Here is an 18027-nt window from a genome sequence, read left to right on the forward strand (position 1 = left end):
CCGGTTACATTCCGAACCCGGAAGTTAAGCTTCTTTGCGCCGATGGTACTGCACTCGGGAGGGTGTGGGAGAGTAGGTCGCCGCCGGACAATCTTTAGGGAAGGGCCCGACGCCTTGTGTGTCGGGCCCTTTCTGTTTTTCGTGGTGGGAGGGTTTTCAGCTTCGGTTTCCGGGGTTGGGGGCCCTCCCTTTTTGTTGTCATGAGCGCCCACGTGCGCAAGGTGGCCACCTCCGACCTGGGTGCCATGGCGGGTGACCCCGACACCTGAGTGCCGCCCTCGCGTCACGAGGTAGAAGGACTTCTACCCTTGATCGGTTGGCAGCCCCATCGTCAATCATCAGGGCAGCTAAGATCATCGAGGGCGTGGATACGTCACTGGAAATCGTGAACGTCAAGCGTCGGCTTCGGCGGATGCAGGTTTGCCTGATCACCGTGATGGCCGCTGCGGTGGCCACGGGGCTGCTTCTGGTCAACAACAGTGGAGAGGCCGTCGCGCAGGACGGCGGTAAGGTCAGATTCGGCGAGATCGAGGTAGAGCGGATCAATGTGGTGGCGCCGGACGGCAAACCACGCATGGTCCTGAGCAACAAGGAGAGATCGCCGGCCGCCGTCGTGAACGGGGTCGATCTGGGGAACGGCGGCACGCGGGCGGGCATGACCTTCTACAACGCCGAAGGGGACGAGGCCGGCGGCATGGGCACCGACAACGGTGTCCACGACGGGAAGCGATGGGCGTCCGGCCAGCTCGCCTTCGACCAGTACAAGCAGGACCAGACGCTCGTTCTCCGGTACATGGAACAACAGGGCGCCCAAGGTGTCGGCCTGGAGGTCAAAGACCGGCCTGAGACGCCCCTTTCGGAGTACTTCGAGGAGTACAAGAAGATCTCGGAGATGCCGCCCGGCCCGGAGCAGGACCAGGCGATGGCCGAGTTCAGGAAGAAGTATCCGAGCCCGCAGCGGGTCTTCATCGGCAAGAACCCTGACAAGTCGTCGGCCGTGACGCTCGCGGACGGCCAGGGCACGCCGCGTATCGTGATGCGCGTCGATCAGGATGGCAACCCCCAGATCCAGTTCATGAACGCCAAGGGCAAGGTCACCCGGACGATCAAGGGCTGATGAAGAACGCCACCACCCCTTGGCAGGCGGTCACGGGGAATCCGCTGCGGTTCCTCGGGTCGCCTTGGCCGTGGCGGGCGCTCGCCTACCTGCTGACCAGCCTGCCCGGCGGAGGTGCGGTCGTCGTGGTGACCGCCTTCGGGCGGCAGACCGCGCTGATCATCGCGATGACCACGTCGTTGGTCGTGGCGGTCGTGCTGAGCGGCCCGATCGCCTCCTTGGAGCGGTGGCGGCTGAGGCTGATCGATTCTGCGGGCGCCCCCGTGCCGAAGCCGAGAACGACGCTCTCCTTCGCGAACCCGGCCGCCTGGCGTGAGATCGGGTACGCGCTTTTGTGGGCGACGATCCTGCCTGCGGTGAACGGCCTCGTCATCGTTTTGGCGGCGTTGACGGTCTTCTCCTATGCCGCGGCTCTTCCGCCTGGCGGCTCCCCGCTGGTGGTGCTGCTGACCATCGTCGTGGTGATGGCGGGGCTGGCCGGTTGCGCGTACCTGTTCACGGTGGTGGCCGCGGCGCAGGGGGCGCTGGCGCGTGGGTTGCTCGTCGCGCCCACTGAGGAGCGGATGGTCGAACTGACGCGGTCGCGGGCCCGGCTGGTGGATGCCTTCGAGGCCGAGCGGCGGCGGATCGAACGGGATCTGCACGACGGCACCCAGCACCAGCTCACCGCCGTGCTCATGCAACTGGGCCTCGCCCACCTGGACGTGCGGGAAGACCCGGAACGTGCGCTGCAAGCCATCAGCTTGGCCCAGGGCCACACGCAGGCCGCACTGGACGAGCTGCGCCGCGTCATCAGGGGCATCCACCCTTCCGCGCTCACCGGCCGGGGGTTGGGGGTCGCCGTCACCGATCTGGCCCGCCACTGCCCCATCCCGGTGATCCTGGACCTTGATCTTCCCTACCGCCCGCCTCCTGGAGTGGAGGCGGCAGCGTATTTCTGCATTTCAGAAAGCCTCACCAACGTGATCAAACACAGCAGCGCCCAACAGATCACGATTGCCGCGAAGTTGTCGGACCATCACCTCGCCCTCGAAGTGCGCGACGACGGCAGGGGCGGAGCCGACGCGGCGAAGGGCACCGGGATTACTGGGCTGGCCGACCGGATCGGCGTCCTTGAGGGAACCCTGTCGCTCAGCAGCCCACCAGGAGGGCCTACGGTGATCCGGGTGGAGCTGCCATGCGGGTGATGATCGCCGAGGATTCGGTGCTCTTGCGGGAGGGGTTGACCGGGATTTTCACCCGGTTCGGCTGCGAGGTGGTCGCGGCCGTGGGCAGCGCCGACGAGTTGCTGCGCGCCATCGCCGGGGGCGTGCCCGACGTCGTCGTGGTGGATGTCCGCATGCCGCCGAACTACCACGACGAGGGGCTGCGGGCGGCCATCCAGCTGAGAGGCGAGTATCCCCGGCTCGGCATCCTCGTCCTGTCACAATTCGTCGAGGAGGCCGCGGCCGGTGAGTTGCTGGAGGCCGGTACCCGCGGCGTCGGTTACCTGCTGAAGGATCGGATCGGCAGGATCAGCCAATTCGTGGAGGCGGTACGCGAAGTGGCCGCCGGCGGCACGGTCATCGATCCTGACGTGATCCACCGGCTGCTGGTTCACCATCGTGCGCACGATCCGCTGGACGCGCTTTCGCCACGTGAACGCGAAGTGCTCGCGCTGGTCGCCGAGGGCAGATCCAACAGCGCGATCGCCCAGCGTCTGTATGTGTCGGAGGCCGCCGTGGCCAAGCACGTCACCAGCGTGTACACCAAGCTGGACCTCGGACCGGACGCCGATGACCATCGGAGGGTGCTTGCCGCGCTGACCTTTCTCCGCTCACGTTGAAAGCACGCATTACAGCGGCTCGGGTTGCTCGCCGGCAGCAGCGGGGTGCCGGGTGGCCCTTGGTGTTCCTCCTTCCAGGAGGGGGGCTATTCGGTAGGGGATCTGGGTGGACAGGGAGATCGTCGTGTCCGTGCGTTGTACCGCCGGCGATGCCAGGATGTGAGCGATGATCTCCTGGAGGTGGTCGGTGGATCGGGCCACCACCCGGCACAGCAGGTCGTGCTGACCGCTTGTCCCGTGTACCTCGAGGATCTGCGGCACCGCGCCCAGCGCCGCCACGGCCTCCTCCAGGCGGCCCTGAGCGATCTGCAGCCAGACGAACGCCAGAATCGGGTACCCCGCTCGGGCCGGGGACACCGTGGGGCCGAAGTCCTCGATGACGCCTCTGGCGGTCAGCTTCTCCACGCGGGCCTGCACGGTGCCCCGGGCGACGCCCAGGAGGCGGGCGAGTTCGGTGAGGCCGATGCGCGGGTGGGCGCGCATGGTCACCAGGAGTCTGGCGTCCAGTTCGTCCAGTCCGCGTCCGGCCCGTGGCTGCTCGTCCAACTCCGGCCTTTCTGTGGCTGTGCGAATCGACTAGAAAATGCCGGTCAAAGCATACGGATTCCAGCGTATCGCGCAGTGAAACTGGTCGCTCTTGCCAGGGAATGCGGAAGTTGCTGTCATCTGAGGCATGTTTGAGGAAGCGCAGTACTTCGCCCCGGTAACGGCTCAGGAGGATGGATCGGTGGTGGTCGAGTTGGCGTCGTCCCATCCGGGGTTCGCGGACCCGGTGTATCGGGCGCGGCGCAACGCCATCGCGGGGCTGGCCGTCGGGTACCGGCCGGGGGCTCCCGTTCCGGCCGCCGAGTACACCGAGCGGGAGCACGAGGTCTGGGCGCTGGTCGCCAGGGAGTTGGGGGTCAAGCACGCCGTGTACGCCACGGCCGAGTATTTGCACGCGGCGCGGCGGCTCGGCCTGCCCCAGGAGCGGATTCCGCAGTTGGAGGAGGTCTCTGAGCTGCTGGAGCCGCTGACCGGGTTCCGGTATGTGCCCGCGGCCGGGCTGGTGCCGTTGCGGGAGTTCTACGGGGTGCTGGCCGATGGGCTCTTCCACTCGACGCAGTACATCCGCCACCATTCCGTGCCGTTCTACACGCCGGAGCCCGATGTGCTCCATGAGGTGATCGGGCATGCGAACGCACTGGCGAGCCCTCGGTACGCGCGCCTCTACAGGGCGGCGGGCGAGGCGGCGCGGCGGGTCGAAGGAGAGGAGGCGCTGGAGTTCGTCTCGAAGGTGTTCTGGTTCACGCTGGAGTTCGGGGTGATGCGGGAGGCGGGGGAGCTCAAGGCGTACGGGGCCGGGATTCTGTCGTCGTACGGGGAGATCGAGGAGTTTCGCGGGATGGACATCCGCGAGCTGGATCTGTCGGCCATGGGGACCACGCACTACGACATCACGAAATATCAGGATGTGTTGTTCCGGGCAGAGTCCCTGCAGCACCTGGAAGACGTCGTGGGCGGCTTCTGGGACACCTGCGACGACGACTCGATCGCGAAACTGGTCGCCTCAGAGCTCTAGCGGCGACTCGGCCGGCTTCGTGATAATGCTCGGATGATCGCGGGCCGCGCGAAGGCGATACCTCGTCTGGTGATCGCGCTCGCCCTGCTCCTGCCCCTGTTACCCACGGTGCGGCACAAGCCCGCAGAGTCTGCGCCGGCGGTGGTGGCGCAGGAGAAACGGGCGTGGCTGGGGATGATCGAGGAGATCGCCGCGGAGGAGACGCTGCCGTCCATCCCGGCCAAGAAGATCGGCAAGCGGCTCGACCGTTACCTGGCGGGGCGCCCCGGGCCGGTTACGGCGATGGTGAAGGAGCTGACGACCGGGCGAGTCTACCGGTACCACCCGGGGGAGCGGCTGATCACCGCCAGCTCGGCCAAGGTGCAGATCCTCATGGCGCTGCTGCTCAAGACCCCGTGGCGCAAGCTGCCCAAGGCCGTCAGGCACGATGCGGAGTTGATGATCCGCTACAGCGACAACCATGCGGCTGATCGCCTGTGGGTGCGGATCGGCGGGGCGGCGGGGTTCACGAAGGCGGGGAAGGCGTTCGGGCTCAAGCACACTCAGGGCGTTCCCGGCGACTGCGTGGATCTGTACTGCTGGGGGATCACCCGGACGTCAGTCGACGATCAGGTACGGCTCATGCGGGCACTCGTGTCCGGCGAGAGCCCGCTCAAGAGGGCGGAACGCGATCGGGTGCTCAAGCTCATGGGCCAGGTCGTCGACGGCCAGGACTGGGGTCTCAGCGCCGCCGCGTGCGGGGGTGACCGGGTGGCGCTGAAGAACGGCTGGCTCAAGCGGGTCTCGACCAAGCGCTGGGCCATGGTCAGCGTGGGCCTGATCCGGGGCGACGGCCACGATTACGCCGTTGCCGTACTCACCGAAGGGAGTCCCGACGTGGGGTACGGCATCGCGACCGTCGAAGGCGTGGTGCGGCGGATTATGGAGTCGTTCCGGAAATGCCGGGGGTGACGAGGCGGTAGCCCACCCCGCGTACGGTCTGGATGAGCTGGTCGTCCTCGTCACCCAGCCGGGCGCGCAGGCGTTTGACATGCACGGCGATCGTGTTCGTCGACGTGGTCGACGCCGCGTGCCACACGTGGCGCATGATCTGCTCACGCGTGACCGTGCGGTCGGCGTTGCGCATCAGATACTGCAGCAGCTCGAACTCGCGCAGCGGCAGGTGCACGGCGCGGCCGCCGACGCGCACCTGGTACGCCTGCACGTCCAGCTCGACCCCGCCCACAGTCAGCACCTTGCGTGACTCGGGCGAGGCCGCCTGGATGAACGGCAGCAGCTCCGGCACCCGGTAGGGGCGGGCCACGCAGGCGGCCGCGCCGGCCGCGAGCGCGCGTACCGCCTGCTCGGCGTGGCCTTCACCCACTCCGAGCAGCACGGGTACGGCTCGGGCGAGCCGTACCGCGCGGACGAACTCCACCGCGTCGATGACCGGCAGCGTGGCCGAGACGAGCACCACATCCGGTTGCAGAGCGCCTGCCTGAAGGAGCCCCTGGGCCCCGTCGGCCGCGCCGGTGACGGCCACGCCCTCGCGTTCGAGGGCCGTGGCCAGCTCCTCCACTACCGCTTGGTCCGGATCGGCGATGAGCAGTACGGGCTTGGTCCTCGCGTCCCCGTTCATCGTGGATGCCGCCTGCTGTTGGGTCATCAGCCGAAGCGCCCCGTGATGTAGTCCTCCGTGGCCTTCTGCGTTGGATTGGTGAACATGCGGGACGTCTCGTCCATCTCGACGACCTTGCCGGGCTTGCCCTGCTCGGCGAGGTTGAAGAACGCGGTCCTGTCGCTGACCCGGGCGGCCTGCTGCATGTTGTGGGTGACGATGACGATCGTGTACTCGTCCTTGAGCTTGGCCATCAGGTCCTCGATCGCCAGCGTGGAGATCGGGTCGAGGGCCGAGCACGGCTCGTCCATCAGCAGGACCTGCGGCTTGACCGCGATGGCCCGGGCGATGCAGAGGCGCTGCTGCTGACCGCCGGACAGGCCCGCGCCGGGCTTGTTGAGGCGGTCCTTGACCTCGTTCCAGAGGTTGGAGCCCTTGAGCGAGTCCTCGACGACGCCGTCGAGTTCGGACTTGGCGATCCGGCCGTTGAGGCGCAGGCCGGCGGCCACGTTCTCGTAGATCGACATCGTGGGGAACGGGTTGGGGCGCTGGAAGACCATGCCGATCGCCCGGCGGACGGAGACCGGCTCCACGGTGGGCCCGTAGAGGTCATCGCCGTCGAGCAGCACCTTCCCCTCGACGCGGGCGCCGGGGATCACTTCGTGCATGCGGTTGAGCGTGCGCAGGAACGTCGATTTGCCGCATCCGGAGGGGCCGATGAACGCCGTGATCGAACGCGGCTCAATGGTCATCGACACGTCCTCGATCGCCTTGTGCGACCCGTAGTACGCGTCGAGACCCGAGACCTGGATCTGCTTGGACATTTTCTGCGATAACCCCCTATCGGCCCCTGGAGGGCGCACGCCACCAGGCGATCAGGCGCGCCACCAGGTTCAGCAGCATGACGATCAGAATGAGCGTGAGGGCTCCGGTCCACGCCCGGTCGACGGCGGTGTCGTTCGGACGTGCCGCCTGGTCGAAGACGAACAGCGGCAGCCCCATCTGCGGTCCGTTGAACGGATCCTCGTTGATGGAGTCGGTGAAGAACACCGTCATCAACAGGGGTGCGGTCTCGCCCGCCACGCGGGCCACCGCCAGCATGACGCCGGTGACGATGCCCGTGAACGCGGTCGGCAGCACGACCTTGACGATGGTGCGCCACTTGGCCACGCCCAGCGCGTACGAGGCTTCACGCAGGTCGTTGGGCACCAGCCGGAGCATCTCCTCGGCCGATCTGACGACTGTCGGCATCATCAGGATCGACAGGGCGAGCGCTCCCGCGAAGCCGGAGAACGGCATGCCGAGGAAGAGGATCCAGAAGGCGAAGACGAACAGGCCCGCAACGACGGAAGGGACGCCGGTCATGACGTCCACGAAGAAGCTGATGGCTCTGCTCAGCCGGCCGCCGTTGCCGTACTCGACCAGGTAGATCGCCGTGAGCAGGCCGATCGGGACCGAGATGAGCGAGGCGAGCAGGACCTGTTCGAGTGTGCCCAGAATGGCGTGATACGCGCCGCCGCCGACGTCTCGGGCGGTGATGTTGCGCATCGAGTGGGTGAGGAACTCGAGGTCGAACCGGGCCAGGCCGTTGGAGATGACCAGCCAGAGCACCGAGATGAGCGGCACCACGGCGAGGAAGAACGCCAGGTAGACCAGGCACTGGACGAGGCTGTCCTTGATCCGGCGGCCGGTTGAGATGTGCTGAATCGCGCTCATGCGCCGGCCCTCGCGAACTCCTTGCGGCGGTTGATGACCAGACGGGCGCCCATGTTCACCAGCAGCGTGATGACGAACAGCACCAGACCGGAGGCGATCAGCGCGCCCCTGCCGATCTGGCCGGCCTCGGCGAAGCCGTTGGCGATGTTGGCCGCGATGCTGTTGGCGTGGGGCGTGAGGATCTGGAAGGAGATGTCGAAGGTCGCGGGGAAGATGAGCGCGACGGCGATGGTCTCGCCCATGGCGCGGCCGAGGCCGAGCATCGCGGCGCTGATCACGCCGGGCTGCCCGAACGGCAGCACGGCCATCCTGATCATCTCCCAGCGGGTGGCGCCGAGCGCCAGCGCCGCCTCTTCGTTCATCTTCGGCGCCTGGAGGAAGACCTCGCGCGAGATGGCCGCGATGATCGGCAGGATCATGATCGCCAGGACGACCGCGCCGGCGAGCATGGTCTTGCCGCCGATGGCCCCTTCACCCGCGAACAGCGGGAACCAGCCGAAGGTGTCGTTCAGCCACTGCGACGGCTCCCTGAGCAGCGGCACCAGGAACATCACGCCCCACAGGCCGTAGACCACACTGGGCACGGCGGCCAGCAGGTCGACCAGGTAGCCGAGCGGCCCCGCCAGGCGGCGGGGCGCGTAGTGGGAGATGAACAGCGCCACGCCGACGGCGATGGGGGTGGCGATGATCAACGCGAGCGCCGAGCTGAGGACGGTGCCGAACGCCAGGGCGAGGATGCCGAATCGCTGGCTGCCGTTGGGCTCCCAGATCAGATCGGTGAAGAAGTTGCCCTTGTTCGCCTGCAGAGCGGGGATGGCCTCGGCGATGAGGAACACGGCGATGGCCGCCATGATCGCCAGCAGGAGGACGCCCGCCGCGGTGGAGATGAACTTGAAGGGCCCTTCACCATGGCTGCGCCGCGAGGCGGGCCGGCCCGTGGCCGGTCCGCCCCCGCGGGTACGAACGTTGGTCGTCATCTGTTGTTAGGAAATCGCCTCGACAGCGGTACGGACCTTGGTGAGCAGGTCGCCCGCGAGCGGGGCGTAGCCCAGCTCCTTCAGGGCCGCCTGCCCCTCGTCACTGGCGGTGTAGGTGAGGAAGCCCTTGACCAGCTTGGACTCCTCGGCCGACAGACCCTTCTCGCAGGTGATCTCGTAGGTCACCAGCACGATCGGGTACGCGCCCGGCGTCTTGGTGGCGTAGTCGATCGACAGCTTGAGGTCGTTGCCGGTGCCCGTGATCTCCGCGGTCTCGACGGTCTTGGCCGCGCTGTCGGCGGTCAGCTCGACGAACTCGCCGGCGCCGTTGGAGACCTTGGCCTTCTGGAGCTGGGAGTTCTCGGCGTAGGAGAGCTCGACGTAGCCGATGGCGCCCTCGGCGCCCTTGACGCTGGCGGCGACCTGGTCGGAGCCCTTGGCGCCCTGGCCCTTGGCCTCGGCGGGCCAGGCCTTGGCCGGCTCGTAGGGCCACTCACCCGTGGCCTTGAGGAACTTGGTGAAGTTGTCGCTGGTGCCCGACTCGTCCGAGCGGTGGAACGCCTGGATCGGGGTGGACGGAAGCTGGGCGCTGGGGTTCTCGGCCTTGATGGCGGCGTCGTCCCACTTGGTGATCTTGCTGTTGAAGATGCCCACCAGCGTCTTCGGCGACAGCTGCAGACCCTCCGCGCCAGGCAGGTTGTAAACGACCGCGACGGGGCCGGTCACCATCGGGATGTTGATGGCCTTGCCGGTCTTGCACCGGGCGTCGGCCTGCGTCGGCTCGTCGTCCTTGAGCGCGGAGTCGGAGCCCGCGAACGCGACCTGCCCCTGAATGAACGACTGCACACCCGCGCCGGAGCCGCTGGGCTGGTAGTTCAAGCTGGCCTGGGGGTTCTTGGCCTGGAAGTTCTTCTTCCACTCGTCGATCGCGTTGGCCTGGGCAGAGGAGCCCGCGGCGTTGATCGTGCCACTCAGACCTGCGTCATTGCCCCCCGCGCTGGAGGTGGCAGCCGTGGTGCTGCCGCCCGAGGGGTTGTTGTTGTCTGTGCCGCACGCAGCGAGCGAGAGCGCGCCGACGACGGCGACGGCGGCGAGCCGGCCTGCATACTTCACGGTTGGGTTCCTCCCACTTGGTCCTTAGTCGCCACGAAGCTACGCAGCGAAAGTGACGCGGTCCCCCAAGAGTGAATGAACAGGCGGTGAACGCTGCAGGTCGGCGTGCTGCCCTTATGTGAGGGGGGCGGAGTGTGAGCGGATCGTCGCTCGGGGTGGGCTTTCTGACTTTCTGGAGAATAGGGCCGCGTGGCGCCCGTGAGCGCGCGTTTTGCTTTTCCTTGGCGTGTCATGGCCGGTCAGGCGCGTGTGCGGGGCATGGGCGTGGCCCCGCAGAATGGACGCATGACGTATCGCGTATGCCTGGTGTGTTTGGGGAACATCTGTCGCTCTCCGATGGCGGAGGCGGTGCTCCGTCAGACCCTCGCCGACCGCGGGCTGGCCGATCAGGTCACCGTGGAGAGCGCGGGGACGGGCGGCTGGCACGCAGGTGACCCCATGGATGAGCGGGCCCTGGACATCCTGACCCGGCACGGATACGACGGTTCCGCGCATCGGGCCAAGCAGTTCACCAGGGATTGGTTCGATCGTTATGACCTGGTGCTGGCCATGGACCGCGACAATCTTTCCCAGCTGCGGAGGATGGCGCCAGAAGGGGTTGAGGTGCGGCTGTTCCGGTCGTTCGATCCGGCCGCCCCCTCGGGCGCGGAGGTGCCCGATCCCTACTACGGCGGGCGCGAGGGGTTCGAGGAGGTGCTCGCGCTGGTCGAGTCCGCCTCCGAGGGCGTGGCCAAGCACATCGCCGATGAGATCGACTGAGGACCTCGGCTCGTCGCACGGGTGGCGGCTCCAACGGGGCGTTCTCGACGACGGGCGCGAGGTGTTCGTGAAGAGCGGGGACGCCTCCGGGGTGTTCGCCTCAGAGGCGGCCGGGCTGCGCTGGCTCGGCGAGGCGATCTCGGTGCCCGCGGTGATCGAGGCCGGACCCGATCGGCTCGTGTTGTCCTGGGTACGCCAGGAGCGGCCCGGTCCGGCGGCGGCCGAGCGGTTCGGACGGGCGCTGGCCCGGCTGCACCGGACGGGGGCGGAGGGGTTCGGCGCGCCGTGGCCCGGGTTCATCGCCGAGTTGCCGATGGACAACGCGCCCTGCGATGACTGGCCGTCCTTCTACGCCTTGCGGCGGGTGCTGCCCTTCGCGCGGCAGGCGCGGTTGTCCTCCTCCGACTTCGCGGCCCTGGAGCGGGCCGTGGAGCGGTTCGCGGACGTCGCGGGGCCTCCCGAACCTCCGGCGCGGATCCATGGGGATCTGTGGAGCGGGAACGTGTTGTGGTCCGGCGGGGCGGGGGTGCTGATCGATCCGGCCGCCCATGGCGGGCATCGGGAGACGGATCTGGCGATGCTCGATCTGTTCGGACTCCCTTACCTGGATCGGGTGCTGGGGGCCTATCGGGAGGAGTTTCCGCCGGCGGAGGGGTGGAGGGAGCGGGTGCCGTTGCATCAACTGCATCCGCTACTCGTTCATGTGGTGCTGTTCGGGGGCGGTTACCGGGACAGCCTGATGCGGGCCGTGGGGCGGGTGCTGGCCCTTTAGGTGGTCTTGGTGCGCTTTCTGTAGGCGCGTTGCTGGCAGGCTCGGGAGCAGTAGACGCGGGGGCGGCCCGATGTTGCGGGCTTCAGCGGGGTGCCGCACTCCTCGCAAATTTCATCACGGCTTTCGTCACGCTCGTCGATGAGCGCTTGGACGCCGTCCAGCAGGCGGGCCAGGCCGAACTCGAAAGAGTCCTCCGGGTGGTTCCAGCCGCCCGACGTCCACAGGTGGGAGATCGTGGGGTAGCGGTCGAGGCGTTCGTAGAGGGAGTCGCGGGCGCCCCACCACTCCTCCTCCGACACGCCACTGCGCCGCTCCTCGCGCCGGCTCTCCACCAGGAGCAGGGCCTCGGCGTCCACGAACCGGCCGACCAGGCCCACGACCGCGATGACCTCGGACGGGGTCAGCGCGGTGCCGGTCAGCGTGCTCAGCATGTAGTCGTAGTGGGCCACGGCGTTGGGGCCCGGCAGGCGGCGGGTGCCGCGTATCTCGGCCAGCCAGGGGTGCCGCCCGCGGATCCGCCAGGCGTGCCTGGCCACGGACGCAAGGCGGGCGCGCCAGCCGCGCTCCCCGTCGTGGTCCGCCGGGTGCTCGGTCATGACCTCGTCGCGCATCAGGTCGACGAGCTGGTCGCGGCCGGGGACGTGGCGGTAGAGCGACATGGTCGTGAAACCGAGCCGGTCGGCGACCTTGCGCATCGACAGGCCCTCCAGGCCCTCGGCGTCGGCGAGCTCGATGGCGGCCGAGACGATCCTGCCCGGGCTCAGGCCCTGCCTCGGCTCGTCCTCCCGCCGCCGCCACAACAACTCTTCCGTCATGTGCGCCCCTCCTTGTTTATGGTGTATTACTACGTGTACGGCATAAACAGCAAAGGCGGTTCGCATGTTCCAGTTCCATGTCGCGCTCGACGGTGACGACTCGTCGCCGGGTTCCCTTGAGCGTCCCTTCCGCACCCTCGATCGGGCCAGGATCGCGGCCCGCGAGGCTGACGGCGACGTCGTCGTCCAGGTGCGGGCCGGCACCCACGCGCTGACCCGGCCCTTCGAGCTCACCGAGCGGGACTCGGGGCGCGGCCGGGTGATCTACCAGGCGTACGGCTACGGCACCCCCGAGCAGGAGGAGGTCGTCATCAGCGGCGGCCGGCCGATCACGCAGTGGCGGACGCGGGACGGCGTCTGGGTCGCCGACGTCCATGACCTCGACACCAGGCAGCTCTACGTGGACGGCCGCAGGGCCGCGCGGGCCTGCATCGCCGGGCTGCCCGGCGCGGTCGAGGCGAGCACGACCGGGTACGTCACCGACAGCGCCGAACCGCGCGGGTGGCGCAGCCCGGCGGACGTCGAGTTCGTCTTCCGCGGCGTCTATCCGTGGACCGAGGGCCGGTGCGGGGTCGCGGAGGTCTCCGGGGACGGCGGATCCACCGTGGTCACGATGGCGCGGCCGGCGTTCGGGTGGGCCGTTGAGCTGTACAACTCCACCTGGGACGGCCAGACCTCCAGCGGTCCTGGGCTGCCCACGTCGATCGAGAACGATCCGAGCTTCCTGCGCGAGCCGGGCACCTTCGTGCTGGACAGGTCGAGGGGCGAGCTGCTGTACCTGCCCCGTCCCGAGGAGGATCCCGCCAGGACGCGGGTGGTCGCGCCCGTGCTCGAGACGCTGGTGAAGGCCGTCGGGGTGCGGAACGTGACGTTCAGGGGGCTGATGTTCGCCGACGCCACCTGGCTGCGGCCGAACCGGGGCTTCGTCCACTACCACGGCGCGAACTTCTACGAGGGCGGCGGCATCGAGACCGCCGTGTTCGGCGAAGGCGCGTCCGTGACGTTTCCCGTAACTTCCGTCACGATTCCCGCGTGCGTGATCTTCGAGGACACGACGGGAGTGGAGATCGAGAACTGCCGCTTCACCCGGCTCGGGGCCTCGGGGCTCGGGGTGGCGGGAGGGACGGGGTTCGCGGTGCTGGGGTGCGACTTCGACACGCTGTCCGCCTCGGCCGTCACCGTCTCCGGGGGCGAGGGGGTCTCGATCGAGGACAATCTGGTGGGACGGGCCGGGCTCGAGTACAGCGGGTCGCCGGGGATCGCCGTCACGGGGACGCGGGGGTGCCTGGTCGCGAACAACGAGATCAGGGACGTGCCCCACTGCGGCATCGTCGCCGGGCCCGGTGAGGGGACCCGCATCCTGCGCAACCTCACCGTGGACACCATGCGGGTGCTGGCCGACGGGGGTGGCGTCTACATGAGCGGGGCGCAAGGGGACTCGGCCGACAACGGGGCCCTGGTGGCGGGGAACGTCATCAAGGACACGCGCACGCCGTACAACTTCGGGCTTTATACCGACTACGGGGCCTCGTGGGTGATCGTCGAGGGGAACGTGGTCATGCGGGCCGACAACACCTCGGTGCTCCAGGTCGCGCCCCCGTTGGAGAACGTCGTCTACCGGGGGAACTTCTGGGACGCCGATCCGCTCGGGCATGATGATCCGCCGAGCGGGGTCGTCTACGAAGGAAACGTGACCGTGAAGGACACGCGCGAGCTTGAGGCGGCGACCGGTGACATCCAGGCCAAGGCGGGGCTACTGCGCAGGAGGGGGCTGCCGCTCTGATCGCCAGGCGCCCGGTCAGCCGGTGCCGTTGAGCTGGGCCAGGACCTGGTCGTGCAGGATGCGGTTCGTGCAGACCAGGCTGCCGCCCTCCATGCTCGGGATGCCCGCCAGATCGGTCCAGACGCCTCCGGCCTCCTCGACGATCACGGTGAGGGCCGCCATGTCCCACGGCGACAGCTCCGGCTCGGCGGACAGGTCCACCGAGCCCTCCGCGACCATCATGTGGGACCAGAAGTCGCCGTAGGCCCTGGTGCGCCAGCAGGCGCGGCTGAGGCCGAGGAAGTTGTCGAGCCTGCCCTGCTTCTCCCAGCCGCCGAAGCTGGAGTACGAGAACGAGGCGTCCTCCAGAACGGACACGGACGAGACGTGCATCCTCGACGCCTTGGTCAGGCTCTTGCCCGTCCACGCGCCGCCCTCCGCAGCGGCCCACCAGCGGCGTCCGAGCGCGGGGGCCGACACCAGGCCGACGACGACCTTGCCGTACTCCATGAGCGCGATCAGCGTCGCCCACACCGGCACGCCGCGGACGTAGTTCTTGGTGCCGTCGATGGGGTCGATGATCCACGACCTGGCGCCCCAGCCGGTCTTGCCGAACTCCTCGCCGACGACCGCGTCACGCGGCCTCGCACGGCGGAGCGTGCCCCGGATGGCCTCCTCGACGGTGCGATCGGCGTCGCTGACCGGGGTGAGGTCGGGCTTGGTGTCGACCTTGAGGTCGACCGCTTTGAACCGTCGCATGGTGAGGTCGTCGGCGGCGTCGGCCATGACGTGCGCCAAGCGGAGATCATCGGAGTAACCCTGCACGATGAGCCACGCTACCGTGTCGGCTATGCAGAACATCAGTCACTAACGCCCCTTTTCTGGTAACCGCTATTCCGGGTATCCGCCAAGGGGTCCTGTTTATCCGCGCCTGCTTGATGGTGATGGCGGGGGTTCGGGGGTGATGGGTGATTGACGGCTTTAAGAACTTGTCCTGGGGTTTTTGACTGTTCGGGGTGGTCAGGGGGTGTCGTCGGGAGTGCCTTCGCGGCTGGCGAGAAGACGGCGCAGGGATTCGAGGCGGGCCGGGTCGGCGTTGCCGGCGGCGACCCAGGCGTCCAGGGCGCAGCCGTCGCCCAGGTGGGTGCAGCCCTTGGGGCAAGTGACCGTGCCCTCGATCAGGTCGGGGAAGGCCGCCAGGACCGTTTCGACCGAGACGTGGGCTAGGCCGAAACTACGCACGCCCGGCGTGTCGATGATCCAGCCGCCGGCCGGGAGTTCGAGGGCCACGGCCGAGGTGGAGGTGTGGCGGCCTCGGCCGGTCACCGCGTTGACCTGGGAAACGGCTCGGTTGGCGTCGGGGACCAGGGCGTTGACCAGGGTGGACTTGCCGACGCCCGAATGGCCGACCAGGACGCTGATACGGCCGGTCAGCTGATCGCGGAGCTCCTCCAGAGAACCGCCCTTGTGCACGACGACATGAGGCACACCCAGCGGCTCGTACAGGGACACCAGGTCGTCCGGCGGGGCGAGGTCGGACTTGGTGAGGCAGAGCAGGGTGTCGATCTCGGCGTCGAAGGCCGCCACCAGAATCCTGTCGATCATGCGAGGGCGGGGCGGGGGGTCGGCCAGAGCGGTCACGATGACGAGCTGGTCGGCGTTGGCGACCACAGGGCGTTCGATGCCGTCGGTGTCTTCGGTGTCGTCGGCCGAGCGGCGCAACATCGAGGTGCGGGGCTCCACGCGTACGACCCTGGCCAGGGTGTCGGGACGGCCCGACACGTCTCCCACCAGAGCGACCCTGTCGCCCACGACGATGCCCTTACGGCCCAGCTCGCGCGCCTTCATGGCGACGACGAGACGGCGCTGCGGGGATGATTTGCGCTTCTGGGCCGAGCCCCTGGGGCGTTCCGGCTCCACCAGCGTCGTGTAGCGGCCGCGGTCAACCGCCACCACGAACCCTTCGACGGCGTCCTCGTGCGCAGGACGAATCCGGGTCCGGGGCCGGGAACCCTTGCCTGGCCTGACCCGTACGTCGTCCTCGTCATACTCCCGCTTTCTCAGCGGTCCGCTCCCATGCGCTCGCTTCCCTTCATGATGGGGTGAAGTTGTGGGCTGTTGAGCCCGGTTCTGGTGGTTTGGGTCTGAGGTGGTCGGCCGGCTTGCGCACGGCTCGGTGGGGCACGATTTCACATGACGCCCAGCGGCCGGCTGGGCCGGTGGCCCGTGAGCGGCCAGGGGGCAGGAGCTCTGCGCTCCAGGGATCCCTGTGTGAGGTGAGCCGAGAGCGTTGCTGTCCAGAGCGCCGGGTAGCCGGTGTGCCGGGGCTCTGGGCGGGATGTCGGGCGCGCGCGGGAGGGCGCGGCGAGCCTGCGGTGAGCTCGGGCGTTGGGCGGGTGGTGGTCCTTGCTTCTGGACGCATGTCAAAACTGGCGTCCGGGCGCCTGATGACGCCGGGCTCCGGATGCCTGGTGAGTCTCGCGGTGGTGCGTGGGCAGCGCGTCAGCACGTGCCGCCCTTTTCCGACGTGCCCGGCGCTTGCCCCGTGAAACCAAAAGGGGCCGTCACCGGGTGTCGAGGCGTTGTCATCGGGCTTCCAGCATCGCCGTCCACATCTGGACGAACTCAGGAAGGGTCTTGGCGGTCGTCGCGATGTTCTCGACCTCCACGCCGGGGACCGCCAGGCCGATCACGGCGCCCGCGGTGGCCATGCGGTGGTCGTCGTAGCTGTGGAAGGTGCCGCCGTGAAGGGGACGGGGGCGGATGACGAGGCCGTCTTCTGTCTCCTCCGCGTCGCCGCCCAGACGGTTGATCTCGGTGGCGAGGGCGGCCAGGCGGTCGGTTTCGTGGCCGCGCAGGTGGCCGACGCCGCGGATGCGGCTCGGGGCCGTCGCCAGTGCTGCCAGGGCGGCGATGGTCGGGGTCAGCTCGCCCACGTCGTGGAGGTCGACGTCGATGCCGGAAATTTCGCCGGTGCCGGTGACCACCAGGTCGGCCTCGGCAAAGGTGGCCGAATGGTTTCTTTGCTCATCCGAGGTGCCGGGACCATCGGTGCGGGTGATCGTGGCGCCCATGGAGGTCAGCAGGTCGCGCAGGGCGTCGCCTGCCTGGGTGGTTTCCAGGGGCCAGGACGGGATCGTGATCGTGCCGCCCGTGACCAGGGCCGCCGCCAGGAACGGGGCCGCGTTGGACAGGTCGGGCTCCACCGTCATGTCTCTGGCCGCGATCGGGCCGGGCTCGACCCGCCACACGTCGGGCTCGCGGTCGTCGACCGTGACGCCTGCCGTCCTGAGCATCTGCACGGTCATTTCGATGTGGGGCTGGGAGGGCACCGGCGGGCCCACGTGGCGGATCGTGATGCCCTTTTCGAAGCGTGCGGCCGTCAGGAGCAGCCCCGAGACGAACTGGGACGAACCCGAGGCGTTCAGCGTGACCTCGCCGCCCGCCGGCGGCCCGCTGATCGTGAACGGCAGGGCGTCGTTGTCGACTCGTGCTCCCAGCGCGCGCAGGGCGTCGAGGATGGGGCCCATCGGGCGCTTTCTGGCATGCGGGTCGCCGTCGAAGAAGACGGGGCCGTCGGCGAGGGCGGCCACCGGGGGGACGAAACGCATGACCGTGCCTGCCAGTCCGGCGTCGATGCGTGCGCCGCCGCGGATGGGGCCGGGGGTCACGTGCCAGTCGACGCTCGCGGTGGTCTCGCCGGCCGGCGTCAGCGTGGCGCCCAGGGAACGCAGCGCCGCGGCCATCAGGTCCGCGTCGCGGCTGCGCAGGGCCCGGCGCACGATGCCCGGGCCGTCGGCGAGGGCGGCCAGGACGAGCGCGCGATTGGTCACCGACTTGGAGCCGGGCAGCGAGACGGTGGCGGAGACCGGGCCGGTCGCCGTGGGCGCGGGCCAATGCGGAGCGGGCATGGTCAAAGACTACTGGCCGGGGTGGGGGAGGGGTCACACCCTGTGGATAACGTCCCCTTCATCGTGGTCGGGATGTGGCGGCAGGGGCCGGTGAGGCAAACA

Annotated in this window: 18 protein-coding genes and 1 rRNA gene; 9 read left to right on the plus strand and 10 right to left on the minus strand. The window is 68.6% G+C overall.

Going from position 1 to position 18027, the window contains the following annotated elements; all coding sequences use genetic code 11:
• From rrf to ACFOY2_RS34215, 4 genes are all read left to right on the plus strand, one after another.
• Window positions 1-89, plus strand: a 5S ribosomal RNA gene (gene rrf / locus ACFOY2_RS34200); the annotation flags it as partial.
• A gap of 275 nt (window positions 90-364) precedes the next feature.
• Window positions 365-1117: a hypothetical protein gene (locus ACFOY2_RS34205; protein ID WP_379532247.1), complete on the plus strand. Its 753-nt coding sequence runs from the start codon at window positions 365-367 to the stop codon at window positions 1115-1117.
• Window positions 1117-2304: a sensor histidine kinase gene (locus ACFOY2_RS34210; protein WP_379532248.1), complete on the plus strand. Its 1188-nt coding sequence runs from the start codon at window positions 1117-1119 to the stop codon at window positions 2302-2304. The genes ACFOY2_RS34205 and ACFOY2_RS34210 overlap by 1 nt, the downstream gene beginning before the upstream one ends.
• Entirely contained in the window at window positions 2295-2942 is a 648-nt protein-coding gene (locus tag ACFOY2_RS34215) for a response regulator (RefSeq protein ID WP_379532249.1), read from the plus strand. Before ACFOY2_RS34210 ends, ACFOY2_RS34215 begins: the two co-directional genes overlap by 10 nt.
• A 9-nt stretch (window positions 2943-2951) precedes the next feature.
• Here the strand turns inward: ACFOY2_RS34215 and ACFOY2_RS34220 are convergent, their stop codons facing one another.
• On the minus strand, window positions 2952-3488 hold the full coding sequence (locus ACFOY2_RS34220; protein ID WP_379532250.1) for an Lrp/AsnC family transcriptional regulator: 537 nt from the start codon (window positions 3486-3488) through the stop codon (window positions 2952-2954).
• Between the two features lie 127 nt (window positions 3489-3615).
• On the opposite strand from ACFOY2_RS34220, the gene ACFOY2_RS34225 reads away from it, so the two are divergent.
• Window positions 3616-4503, plus strand: coding sequence for a phenylalanine 4-monooxygenase (locus ACFOY2_RS34225; protein ID WP_379532251.1), 888 nt, complete (start codon window positions 3616-3618; stop codon window positions 4501-4503).
• Window positions 4504-4536: 33 nt separating this feature from the next.
• The gene (locus ACFOY2_RS34230) at window positions 4537-5454 is read left to right on the plus strand and encodes a serine hydrolase (RefSeq protein WP_379532252.1); all 918 of its coding nucleotides are present in this window, start codon (window positions 4537-4539) and stop codon (window positions 5452-5454) included.
• Here ACFOY2_RS34230 and ACFOY2_RS34235 read toward each other — a convergent pair.
• From ACFOY2_RS34235 to pstS, 5 genes are read right to left on the minus strand one after another with little or no spacing between them, the layout of a single operon-like run.
• Window positions 5423-6148, minus strand: coding sequence for a response regulator transcription factor (locus ACFOY2_RS34235; RefSeq protein ID WP_379532253.1), 726 nt, complete (start codon window positions 6146-6148; stop codon window positions 5423-5425). The two genes, ACFOY2_RS34230 and ACFOY2_RS34235, sit on opposite strands and share 32 nt — an antisense overlap.
• Window positions 6148-6924: a phosphate ABC transporter ATP-binding protein PstB gene (gene pstB, locus ACFOY2_RS34240; RefSeq protein WP_379532254.1), complete on the minus strand. Its 777-nt coding sequence runs from the start codon at window positions 6922-6924 to the stop codon at window positions 6148-6150. Before pstB ends, ACFOY2_RS34235 begins: the two co-directional genes overlap by 1 nt.
• 16 nt (window positions 6925-6940) lie before the next feature.
• Window positions 6941-7816, minus strand: a complete 876-nt coding sequence (pstA, locus tag ACFOY2_RS34245) for a phosphate ABC transporter permease PstA (protein WP_379532255.1) — start codon at window positions 7814-7816, stop codon at window positions 6941-6943.
• Complete coding sequence (pstC, locus tag ACFOY2_RS34250) at window positions 7813-8793, minus strand: phosphate ABC transporter permease subunit PstC (protein ID WP_379532256.1); 981 nt, start codon at window positions 8791-8793, stop codon at window positions 7813-7815. The genes pstA and pstC overlap by 4 nt, the downstream gene beginning before the upstream one ends.
• A 6-nt stretch (window positions 8794-8799) precedes the next feature.
• On the minus strand, window positions 8800-9906 hold the full coding sequence (gene pstS / locus ACFOY2_RS34255) for a phosphate ABC transporter substrate-binding protein PstS (RefSeq protein ID WP_379532257.1): 1107 nt from the start codon (window positions 9904-9906) through the stop codon (window positions 8800-8802).
• A gap of 285 nt (window positions 9907-10191) precedes the next feature.
• On the opposite strand from pstS, the gene ACFOY2_RS34260 reads away from it, so the two are divergent.
• Together ACFOY2_RS34260 and ACFOY2_RS34265 are read left to right on the plus strand one after the other, a co-directional pair.
• Window positions 10192-10665 (plus strand): low molecular weight protein-tyrosine-phosphatase, encoded by a 474-nt coding sequence (locus tag ACFOY2_RS34260; RefSeq protein WP_379532258.1) that lies wholly within the window; start codon window positions 10192-10194, stop codon window positions 10663-10665.
• The gene (locus ACFOY2_RS34265; protein WP_379532259.1) at window positions 10652-11437 is read left to right on the plus strand and encodes a fructosamine kinase family protein; all 786 of its coding nucleotides are present in this window, start codon (window positions 10652-10654) and stop codon (window positions 11435-11437) included. The genes ACFOY2_RS34260 and ACFOY2_RS34265 overlap by 14 nt, the downstream gene beginning before the upstream one ends.
• On the opposite strand, the gene ACFOY2_RS34270 is transcribed toward ACFOY2_RS34265, so the two are convergent.
• Window positions 11434-12252, minus strand: a complete 819-nt coding sequence (locus tag ACFOY2_RS34270) for a TetR/AcrR family transcriptional regulator (RefSeq protein WP_379532260.1) — start codon at window positions 12250-12252, stop codon at window positions 11434-11436. The genes ACFOY2_RS34265 and ACFOY2_RS34270 overlap by 4 nt on opposite strands.
• Before the next feature lie 64 nt (window positions 12253-12316).
• Between ACFOY2_RS34270 and ACFOY2_RS34275 the strand changes: the two genes are divergently transcribed.
• A complete protein-coding gene (locus tag ACFOY2_RS34275; RefSeq protein ID WP_379532261.1) occupies window positions 12317-14035 on the plus strand; it encodes a right-handed parallel beta-helix repeat-containing protein in 1719 nt (572 codons plus the stop codon).
• Window positions 14036-14050: 15 nt separating this feature from the next.
• Here ACFOY2_RS34275 and hisN read toward each other — a convergent pair whose 3' ends face one another.
• From hisN to aroA, 3 genes are all read right to left on the minus strand, one after another.
• The gene (gene hisN, locus ACFOY2_RS34280; RefSeq protein WP_379532262.1) at window positions 14051-14875 is read right to left on the minus strand and encodes a histidinol-phosphatase; all 825 of its coding nucleotides are present in this window, start codon (window positions 14873-14875) and stop codon (window positions 14051-14053) included.
• Window positions 14876-15034: 159 nt separating this feature from the next.
• Window positions 15035-16078, minus strand: coding sequence for a ribosome small subunit-dependent GTPase A (gene rsgA / locus ACFOY2_RS34285; protein WP_379532394.1), 1044 nt, complete (start codon window positions 16076-16078; stop codon window positions 15035-15037).
• 521 nt (window positions 16079-16599) lie between these two features.
• Window positions 16600-17925 carry a 3-phosphoshikimate 1-carboxyvinyltransferase gene (aroA, locus tag ACFOY2_RS34290; RefSeq protein ID WP_379532263.1) on the minus strand — a complete coding sequence of 442 codons (1326 nt, stop codon included), beginning with the start codon at window positions 17923-17925 and terminating at the stop codon, window positions 16600-16602.
• Window positions 17926-18027: the final 102 nt, after the last annotated feature.

This window comes from Nonomuraea purpurea, assembly GCF_042650645.1.
GTDB lineage: Bacteria > Actinomycetota > Actinomycetes > Streptosporangiales > Streptosporangiaceae > Nonomuraea > Nonomuraea purpurea.

What these genes read in the sequence shown, in the direction of transcription:
- ACFOY2_RS34215 (WP_379532249.1), top strand. Translation starts at nt 2,295, where the DNA reads ATGCGGGTGATGATCGCCGAGGATTCGGTGCTCTTGCGGGAGGGGTTG.
- hisN (WP_379532262.1), bottom strand. Translation starts at nt 14,875, where the DNA reads ATGTTCTGCATAGCCGACACGGTAGCGTGGCTCATCGTGCAGGGTTAC.
- ACFOY2_RS34210 (WP_379532248.1), top strand. Translation starts at nt 1,117, where the DNA reads ATGAAGAACGCCACCACCCCTTGGCAGGCGGTCACGGGGAATCCGCTG.
- pstB (WP_379532254.1), bottom strand. Translation starts at nt 6,924, where the DNA reads ATGTCCAAGCAGATCCAGGTCTCGGGTCTCGACGCGTACTACGGGTCG.
- ACFOY2_RS34265 (WP_379532259.1), top strand. Translation starts at nt 10,652, where the DNA reads ATGAGATCGACTGAGGACCTCGGCTCGTCGCACGGGTGGCGGCTCCAA.
- ACFOY2_RS34260 (WP_379532258.1), top strand. Translation starts at nt 10,192, where the DNA reads ATGACGTATCGCGTATGCCTGGTGTGTTTGGGGAACATCTGTCGCTCT.
- aroA (WP_379532263.1), bottom strand. Translation starts at nt 17,925, where the DNA reads ATGCCCGCTCCGCATTGGCCCGCGCCCACGGCGACCGGCCCGGTCTCC.
- pstA (WP_379532255.1), bottom strand. Translation starts at nt 7,816, where the DNA reads ATGAGCGCGATTCAGCACATCTCAACCGGCCGCCGGATCAAGGACAGC.
- pstC (WP_379532256.1), bottom strand. Translation starts at nt 8,793, where the DNA reads ATGACGACCAACGTTCGTACCCGCGGGGGCGGACCGGCCACGGGCCGG.
- ACFOY2_RS34230 (WP_379532252.1), top strand. Translation starts at nt 4,537, where the DNA reads ATGATCGCGGGCCGCGCGAAGGCGATACCTCGTCTGGTGATCGCGCTC.
- ACFOY2_RS34235 (WP_379532253.1), bottom strand. Translation starts at nt 6,148, where the DNA reads ATGACCCAACAGCAGGCGGCATCCACGATGAACGGGGACGCGAGGACC.
- ACFOY2_RS34270 (WP_379532260.1), bottom strand. Translation starts at nt 12,252, where the DNA reads ATGACGGAAGAGTTGTTGTGGCGGCGGCGGGAGGACGAGCCGAGGCAG.
- ACFOY2_RS34275 (WP_379532261.1), top strand. Translation starts at nt 12,317, where the DNA reads ATGTTCCAGTTCCATGTCGCGCTCGACGGTGACGACTCGTCGCCGGGT.
- ACFOY2_RS34225 (WP_379532251.1), top strand. Translation starts at nt 3,616, where the DNA reads ATGTTTGAGGAAGCGCAGTACTTCGCCCCGGTAACGGCTCAGGAGGAT.